The following is a 7,724-nucleotide window of genomic DNA, read 5'->3' on the forward strand; positions in this document are numbered from 1 at the left end:
ATGTGCAGCTGCGGCCTCCCGGCGGCGGGGCGGAGTGGGACTGCCCGCCCGGCTGTGTCCGGCCGGCGCCGCCGGGGCTCGTGCTGCGGGCGCGGGTGACGGAGGTCAACCGGGAGGGGCAGCTGCCTCGGTGAGGGAGAGGGCTTGGGGTGCCCGCAATGTTGCGGCTCGGCTACGCAAAAAGGCGACGAGTCAGCGCAGTTGAACGTCAGGGTGTAGAAATCTCCTCGCAGGAGTCTTGTGGGGCGGGGTGTGCGGGTCCTACTGTCGCCCCACCCCCCGGACGCACCCCTCCCAAGAGAAACGGGCCTGCGATGTCACGGAAGTTCACCGGTTTCGGAGCGCGGGCGCGAAGACCGCAACGCCCAACAGGCCTGTACGCGGCAACCGTTGCCTCGTTGACCGCGGCCGCCCTCGGCCTCGGCGTGCTGGCCGGTACGCCCGCGGGCGCGCGCCCCGCCACCGACCCGGCCCCCGTCGTCACCCGGGCCGCCCTCGACCCCGCGCTCGTCGCGGGGCGGGGCGCGAAGGTGGCGTTCGCCGAGCAGGAGGCGGAGAACGCGGTCACCGACGGCACGGTCATCGGCCCGGACCGCACCGCGTACACGCTCCCGGCCGAGGCGTCCGGCCGTAAGGCGGTCAGGCTCACGCCCGGCGAGCACGTCGAGTTCACGCTCCCGGCCGCGGCCAACGCGGTCACCGTGCGCTACAGCATCCCGGACGCACCGGGCGGCGGCGGGATCACGGCGCCGCTGGACGTCGCGGTGAACGGCAAGAAGCGCGCCGGCATGACGCTGACCTCGCAGTACTCCTGGCTGTACAACCAGTACCCGTTCTCCAACGACCCCGGCGCCGGGCTGCTCCACCCCGACTGGTGGATCACCGAGTGTTCCTGCGTGCCCGCCGCCACGACCCCGGCCCCGGTCATCGAGAAGCCGTTCCGGCCGAGTCACTTCTACGACGAGCAGCGCCTCCTGCTCGGCCGCACGTACCGCGCGGGCGACACCGTGCGGCTCACCGTGCCGGCCGGGAGCCGGGCAGCGTGGACGGTCGTCGACCTGCTGGACTCGGAGCTCGTCGGCCGGCCGCACATCGAACTCCTGGCCGCCAACGTCCTTGCCTTCGGGGCCGATCCGACCGGCCGGCGCGACGCGGCGGGTGCCATCGAGAAGGCCATCGCCTTCGCCCGGCGCACCCACCTCAAGGTGTACATTCCGCCGGGCACGTACCGCGTCGACCGCCACATCGTCGTCGACGACGTCACGATCACCGGCGCCGGCAACTGGTACACGAAGATCAAGGGGCGCGAGGTCGCACTCGACGAGCCCGCCGCCGACGGCTCGACCCACACCGGCGTCGGGTTCTACGGCAAGGACGCGGCCGACGGCGGCAGCCGCAACGTCCATCTGTCCGGCTTCGCCATCGAGGGCGACGTACGGAGCCGCATCGACACCGACCAGGTCAACGGCATCGGCGGCGCGTTGAGCGACTCGACCATCGAGGGCCTGCACATCAGTCACACCAAGGTCGGCATGTGGTTCGACGGGCCGATGAGGAACCTGCGGATCGGCGGCAACATCATCGTCGACCAGATCGCCGATGCCATCAACTTCCACACCGGCGTGACCGATTCACGGGTCACGCAGACCTTCGTACGCAACTCCGGCGACGACGGCCTGGCGATGTGGAGCGAGAAGATCGCCAACGCCCGCAACACCTTCGACCACAACACCGTCCAGAGCCCGGTCCTGGCCAACGGCATCGCGATCTACGGCGGCACCGACACCACCGTCTCGGACAACCTGGTCGCCGACCCGGTCCGCGAGGGCAGCGCCCTGCACATCGGCTCCCGCTTCGGCGCCGAGCCCTTCTCCGGGAGGCTGAACCTGGACGACAACACGACGGTCCGGGCCGGTACGTACGAGCTGAACTGGAACATCGGGCTCGGCGCGCTCTGGATCTTCGCCCTCGACAAGAGCATCGACGCCGCCGACATCCGGGTCACCGGGGACCACTACCTCGACAGCACGTACAACGCGATCATGCTCGTCTCCGACTGGGCCGTGAAGGATCAGTACGACATCGAGGGCGTCCGCTTCAAGGACATCCGGGTCGACGGCACGGGCACCTCGGTGCTGAGTGCCCGCGCGGCGGGTGGCGCGAGCTTCGAGAACGTGGACGCGCGCAACGTGGGCGCGGTCGGCGTCAACAACTGCGGCTCGTTCAACTTCCCCGCGACCGGATCGGAGTTCTCCCTCACGAACGTGGGTGGCAACGACGGCGGCTGGCTCGCTCCCTGGCTGCTGCCCAACACGATCACCTGCGACGACCGGCCGGCGGTCGTCCCGCCGCCGGCGCCGGGGGCGTGGTGATCACGCCCTGACGGTCCCCGTCCCCGGTCGCGGAAGGGCGCGGCAGGGGACGGGGCAGTCGACACTCACCGGTCGGCGCTGCCCGGGGCAACAACCCACTGCGAGGGCTGGCCGGTGACGGAGGCGATCATGTCGAAGTCGCCGTCGTAGTGAAGGACCGTCAGCCGGTTCAGCTCCGCCGTCGCGGCGATCAGCAGGTCCGGGAGTGACAGCGCGCGGTGGAAGCCCGCGTTGAGGGCGTGGCGCTGGACCTCCAGCGCGCGGGTGAAGATGTCGTCCGTCACGTGCAGATAGTCGAATGCGTGGAGCCAGGTGCTGATCCGGGTCGCTTCGGAGCCGTCCCGGGCGGAGTGGATCATCTCGTACTCGGTGGGCGGGCAGACGGCGAGCAGGTAACGCTCGTGCAGCGGCTTGAGTACCTGCTTGACGGCAGGTTTCGTCCAGCGCGCGAGCGCGGACTTGTCGATCAGGAAACGGTCCTGCATCAGGCGGCCCGGCCCCCGTCGCGCTTGAGGCTTCCGTCGGCGTTGCGGGGGCCGGTGTTCTCGACGATCTCGCTGAAGTCGAGCTCGCCGGCATCCATGGCGTCGAAGCCCTCCTGTCGCAGATGACGCTTGACCGCGTCCGCCATGGCGAGGCGCACCGCCTGGGCCTTTGTCTTGGTGCCGAATATGCGCATGGCCTCGGCCACCATGGCCTCGTCGAGATCGATCACTGTCCTGGCCATGTCCGCCACCTTCCTCTTGCCTGCACTGTTGTCCGCGCTTCCGAAAACGATATCGCGTACGCGGGTGAAGCGATATCTTTTCGCTGTCCTGGCTGCCTCCCTGCCGGGCGCCCGGTACGCGGGGGCGACCCGGATGAGGTGACGCGTACACCGGACATCCGGCCGCCGGGCGTGGCACGCTTTCACAGGTGACCAGCCGAACCGATCCTGCAGAGCATCTGAGCGATCTCGCGCGGCTGCGCCGGGTCAAGGACCGCATAGACAGGGAGCACGCGCAGCCGCTGGACGTGGAGGCGCTCGCCCGGGGGGTGCACATGTCGGCCGGGCACCTCAGCCGGGAGTTCCGGAGGGCGTATGGGGAACCCCCGTACGGCTATCTCATGACCCGGCGCATCGAACGGGCGATGGCCCTGCTGCGCCGGGGCGACCTCAGCGTCACCGAGGCCTGCTTCGAGGTCGGCTGCTCGTCGCTGGGCACCTTCAGCAGCAAGTTCACCGAGCTGGTGGGGGTGCCGCCCAGCGTCTACAAGCGGGAGGCCGACGACAGCCGGGCCGGTATCCCCTCCTGCCTGGAGAAGCAGGTCACGCGACCGGTCAGGAATCGAGAAGCGCCCACCCGCAAGCCGGATTAGCGTGACGGACATGGACATCAACATTCACTCCACCTTCCTTCCGCACGACGACCCGGACGCCTCGGTGGCCTTCTACCGCGACGTTCTCGGCTTCGAGGTACGGGGCGACGTCGGCCAGGGCGCGATGCGCTGGATCACGGTCGGCCCCCCCGGGCGGCCCGAGACGTCCATCGTTCTGGAGCCGCCGTACGCCGATCCCTCCGTCACCGATGAGGAGCGCGCCACCGTCGTCCAGATGATGGGCAAGGGCACCTTCGCCCGCGTCCTGCTCGCCACGGACGACCTCGACGGTACGTTCGAGAAGGTGCAGTCCGGCACGGCCGAGATCGTCCAGGAGCCGACCGAGCAGCCCTACGGCGTGCGCGACTTCGCCGTCCGTGACCCCGCCGGCAACCTGATCCGCGTCCAGGAACGGCGCTGAGCCGTCCCTCGACCCCACCAGATCCACACCATGCCGACGGGACCGCGGGGGCGGTCCCGCCAACAGATGGAGAGACGATGACCAGGGCCAAGAGGGCGGACAGCCAGTCGTCCGAACCGCACGTCGGCGACAGCCACGATCTGATCCGTGTGCACGGCGCGCGCGTGAACAACCTCAAGGACGTCAGCGTCGAGCTGCCGAAGCGCCGGCTGACGGTGTTCACCGGTGTCTCCGGCTCCGGCAAGAGCTCCCTGGTGTTCGGGACCATCGCCGCCGAGTCGCAGCGGCTGATCAACGAGACGTACAGCGCCTTCGTGCAGGGCTTCATGCCCACGCTGGCGCGGCCCGAGGTCGACGTACTCGAAGGGCTGACCACCGCGATCAGCGTCGACCAGCAGCGGATGGGCTCCGACCCCCGCTCCACGGTCGGCACCGCCACCGACGCCAACGCGATGCTGCGCATCCTGTTCAGCCGGCTCGGCAAGCCCCACATCGGGCCGCCCAGCGCGTACTCCTTCAACACCGCGTCGGTCCGGGCGACCGGAGCGATCACCGTCGAGCGCGGCGACAGGACGAAGGCGGAGAAGGCGACCTTCCAGCGCACCGGCGGGATGTGTGTGCGGTGCGAGGGCCGGGGCTCGGTCTCCGACATCGACCTCACCCAGCTCTACGACGACACCAAGTCGCTCTCCGAGGGCGCGTTCACCATTCCCGGATGGAAGTCGGACAGCCAGTGGACCGTGCAGGTCTACGCCCAGTCCGGATTCGTCGACCCGGACAAGCCGATCCGCAAGTACACCAAGAAGGAGCTGCGGGACTTCCTCTACGGGGAAGCGGTCAAGGTCAAGGTCAACGGCGTCAACCTCACGTACGAGGGGCTGATCCCCAAGATCCAGAAGTCGTTCCTGTCCAAGGACAAGGAGGCGATGCAGCCTCACATCCGGGCGTTCGTGGAGCGCGCGGTCACGTTCACCACCTGCCCGGAGTGCGACGGTACGCGGCTGAACGAGGGTGCCCGTTCCTCGAAGATCAAGCGGATCAGCATCGCCGACGCGTGCGCGATGGAGATCAGGGACCTCGCCGAATGGGTGCGCGGCGTCAAGGATCCGTCGGTGGCGCCGCTGCTCGACGCGCTGCAGCAGACGCTCGACTCGTTCGTGGAGATCGGCCTCGGGTATCTGTCGCTTGATCGGCCCGCGGGCACGCTGTCGGGCGGCGAGGCGCAGCGCGTCAAGATGATCCGCCATCTCGGGTCTTCGCTCACCGATGTCACGTACGTCTTCGACGAGCCCACGATCGGTCTGCACCCGCACGACATCGAGCGCATGAACAACCTGCTGCTGCGGCTGCGCGACAAGGGCAACACGGTGCTCGTCGTCGAGCACAAGCCGGAGACGATCGTGATCGCCGACCATGTCGTCGACCTCGGGCCGGGCGCCGGTTCGGGCGGCGGCACCATCTGCTTCGAGGGCACGGTCGAGGGGCTGCGGGCCAGCGACACGATCACCGGCCGGCACTTCGACGACCGGGCGGCCGTCAAGGAGACGGTGCGCGAGGCCACGGGTGCGCTGGAGATCCGCGGGGCGACGGCGAACAACCTGCGCAAGGTCGATGTCGACGTGCCGCTCGGGGTGCTGGTCGTCGTCACGGGTGTGGCCGGTTCCGGCAAGAGCTCGCTCGTCCACGGCTCGATTCCGGCGGGGGAGGGCGTGGTCTCGATCGACCAGAGCCCGATCCGCGGTTCGCGGCGCAGCAACCCGGCGACGTACACCGGACTGCTGGAGCCGATCCGCAAGGCGTTCGCCAAGGAGAACGGTGTGAAGCCGGCGCTGTTCAGCGCCAACTCAGAGGGCGCCTGCCCCACCTGCAACGGCGCCGGTGTCATCTACATGGACCTGGCGATGATGGCCGGGGTCGCCACCCCGTGCGAGGACTGCGAGGGCAAGCGGTTCCAGGCGGCGGTCCTGGAGTACAAGCTCGGCGGCCGTGACATCAGCGAGGTCCTCGCGATGTCGGTCGCCGAGGCCGAGGAGTTCTTCGGCGCGGGCGAGACGCACCTGCCGGCCGCGCACCGCATCCTCGACCGGCTCGCCGACGTCGGCCTCGGCTACCTCAGCCTCGGCCAGCCGCTCACCACGCTGTCCGGCGGCGAGCGGCAACGCCTGAAGCTGGCGACCCACATGGGCGACAAGGGCGGGATCTACGTCCTCGACGAGCCGACCACCGGACTCCACCTCGCCGATGTGGAGCAGCTGCTCGGCCTGTTGGACCGGCTCGTCGACTCCGGCAAGTCCGTCATCGTCGTCGAGCACCACCAGGCCGTGATGGCGCACGCCGACTGGATCATCGACCTCGGCCCCGGGGCCGGTCACGACGGCGGCAAGGTCGTCTTCGAGGGCGCGCCCGCGGACCTCGTCGCCGCCCGCTCCACCCTCACGGGTGAGCACCTGGCGGCGTACGTCGGCGGCTGACGCCGCGCCGTAGTGACGGGTGGAGGGGGCCCGGGGCTCAAGCCCCGGGCCCCGTGGCCCCTTCGCCCCTTGGTCCCTTCGCCCGTTCGCCCGTTCGGTACGGAGGTGACCCGGAGGCGGGGCGCGGACCAGATCGTCCGGTGCGCGGGGTCAGAAGGTGATGACCGTGGCGCCTTCCAGGGTGAAGCGCAGGAACTCGTCCCGGGCCACCCGCAGGTTCAGTCCCCGCCCGGCGAGTCCGGCCTCGGTCCCGTCGGCGCGGGCCGCGTTGACGCAGGCGCCCACGGTCACGCCCCCGGCTATCAGTTCGTCGACCTGGCGGTTGAAGACCGCGCTCGCCCCGGAGGGATCCGGGTCGCCGAGGCGGCGCTGGGCCGGTCCGAAGCACAGCACCTCGACGGTGGTGTCGTTGTCGGCCGCGATCTCCTGGATCCGCTGCGCGACGCGGGTCCCTGTCGTGATCGAGGCGTCGTCGTCGTGGAACACGTGAATGACCGTCTTCGGCATCTGTCGCAACCTTTGCTCGGTGACCTGGCTGGGCAGGCGGAGACCGAACGTATCAACCGTCTTGAGGCGTGGGATGTTTCGTCTCGACTGTTGATACGGGAGGGAGCTGGGGGCCGATGTGCGGCGCTTGTGCGCCCGATGCGTCCCGGCGGGGCCGGTCCTGCGCGGCGAACTCCGGTTCGGTATGCGGAGTGCGCGACCTGTGTCGATTTGGGGTCCGCCGAAGAATAGGCACGCTGAGTACGCATTTCGGTTACTCAGCGTGGAATGAATGGATCATGGAGATGAAGGAGCGGCACTGGCCGCTGTGCGGGAAGACGGCCGGTCATGGCGGGTGACGGTGGCAGGGGCCCGGATGTCTCCGTGCCGGAGCGGGGGTCGTTCGCCGTCGACGAGCGGGACGGCCGGGTGGGCCGGGTGATGGGGTGGGTCGGGCCCTATGTGCAACTGCGCCCGCCCGGAGGCGGTGCGGAGTGGGACTGTCCGCCCGACGTCGTCCGTCCGGCCCCGCCGGGGCTCGCGCTGCGCGCGCGGGTCACCGAGATCAACCGTGAGGGGCAGCTGCCGCGATGAGGTGGCGGGGCGGCCCGGGGC

8 protein-coding genes are annotated in these 7,724 nt (G+C 69.7%); 5 read left to right on the plus strand and 3 right to left on the minus strand.

Going from position 1 to position 7,724, the window contains the following annotated elements; genetic code table 11:
* The first annotated feature begins 314 nt into the window (after positions 1–314).
* The gene (locus tag JGS39_RS33180) at positions 315–2,372 is read left to right on the plus strand and encodes a glycosyl hydrolase family 28-related protein (protein WP_219573461.1); all 2,058 of its coding nucleotides are present in this window, start codon (positions 315–317) and stop codon (positions 2,370–2,372) included.
* 65 nt (positions 2,373–2,437) lie between these two features.
* On the opposite strand, the gene JGS39_RS33185 is transcribed toward JGS39_RS33180, so the two are convergent.
* Positions 2,438–2,857 carry a PIN domain nuclease gene (locus tag JGS39_RS33185; protein ID WP_219573462.1) on the minus strand — a complete coding sequence of 140 codons (420 nt, stop codon included), beginning with the start codon at positions 2,855–2,857 and terminating at the stop codon, positions 2,438–2,440.
* The gene (locus tag JGS39_RS33190; RefSeq protein WP_219573463.1) at positions 2,857–3,099 is read right to left on the minus strand and encodes a type II toxin-antitoxin system VapB family antitoxin; all 243 of its coding nucleotides are present in this window, start codon (positions 3,097–3,099) and stop codon (positions 2,857–2,859) included. The genes JGS39_RS33185 and JGS39_RS33190 overlap by 1 nt, the downstream gene beginning before the upstream one ends.
* A gap of 188 nt (positions 3,100–3,287) precedes the next feature.
* Between JGS39_RS33190 and JGS39_RS33195 the strand changes: the two genes are divergently transcribed.
* The 3 genes from JGS39_RS33195 (at position 3,288) to JGS39_RS33205 (ending at position 6,623) form a co-directional block, all read left to right on the plus strand.
* Complete coding sequence (locus JGS39_RS33195) at positions 3,288–3,731, plus strand: helix-turn-helix transcriptional regulator (RefSeq protein WP_219573464.1); 444 nt, start codon at positions 3,288–3,290, stop codon at positions 3,729–3,731.
* Positions 3,732–3,741: 10 nt separating this feature from the next.
* Complete coding sequence (locus tag JGS39_RS33200) at positions 3,742–4,152, plus strand: VOC family protein (protein ID WP_219573465.1); 411 nt, start codon at positions 3,742–3,744, stop codon at positions 4,150–4,152.
* Positions 4,153–4,229: 77 nt separating this feature from the next.
* Entirely contained in the window at positions 4,230–6,623 is a 2,394-nt protein-coding gene (locus JGS39_RS33205) for an ATP-binding cassette domain-containing protein (protein WP_219573466.1), read from the plus strand.
* 150 nt (positions 6,624–6,773) lie between these two features.
* Here JGS39_RS33205 and JGS39_RS33210 read toward each other — a convergent pair whose 3' ends face one another.
* The gene (locus JGS39_RS33210) at positions 6,774–7,130 is read right to left on the minus strand and encodes a hypothetical protein (protein ID WP_219573467.1); all 357 of its coding nucleotides are present in this window, start codon (positions 7,128–7,130) and stop codon (positions 6,774–6,776) included.
* Between the two features lie 327 nt (positions 7,131–7,457).
* Here JGS39_RS33210 and JGS39_RS33215 point away from each other — a divergent pair, with 327 nt between their 5' ends.
* Positions 7,458–7,703 carry a hypothetical protein gene (locus JGS39_RS33215; protein ID WP_219573468.1) on the plus strand — a complete coding sequence of 82 codons (246 nt, stop codon included), beginning with the start codon at positions 7,458–7,460 and terminating at the stop codon, positions 7,701–7,703.
* Positions 7,704–7,724 lie beyond the last annotated feature (21 nt).

The sequence above is a fragment of the Streptomyces poriferorum genome (genome assembly GCF_019399235.1).
GTDB classification, from domain to species: Bacteria; Actinomycetota; Actinomycetes; order Streptomycetales; family Streptomycetaceae; genus Streptomyces; species Streptomyces poriferorum.

Excerpts from the sequence above, each read along its gene's own strand:
- JGS39_RS33190 (WP_219573463.1), bottom strand. The coding sequence starts at position 3,099 with ATGGCCAGGACAGTGATCGATCTCGACGAGGCCATGGTGGCCGAGGCC.
- JGS39_RS33200 (WP_219573465.1), top strand. The coding sequence starts at position 3,742 with ATGGACATCAACATTCACTCCACCTTCCTTCCGCACGACGACCCGGAC.
- JGS39_RS33180 (WP_219573461.1), top strand. The coding sequence starts at position 315 with ATGTCACGGAAGTTCACCGGTTTCGGAGCGCGGGCGCGAAGACCGCAA.
- JGS39_RS33205 (WP_219573466.1), top strand. The coding sequence starts at position 4,230 with ATGACCAGGGCCAAGAGGGCGGACAGCCAGTCGTCCGAACCGCACGTC.
- JGS39_RS33215 (WP_219573468.1), top strand. The coding sequence starts at position 7,458 with ATGGCGGGTGACGGTGGCAGGGGCCCGGATGTCTCCGTGCCGGAGCGG.
- JGS39_RS33210 (WP_219573467.1), bottom strand. The coding sequence starts at position 7,130 with ATGCCGAAGACGGTCATTCACGTGTTCCACGACGACGACGCCTCGATC.
- JGS39_RS33185 (WP_219573462.1), bottom strand. The coding sequence starts at position 2,857 with ATGCAGGACCGTTTCCTGATCGACAAGTCCGCGCTCGCGCGCTGGACG.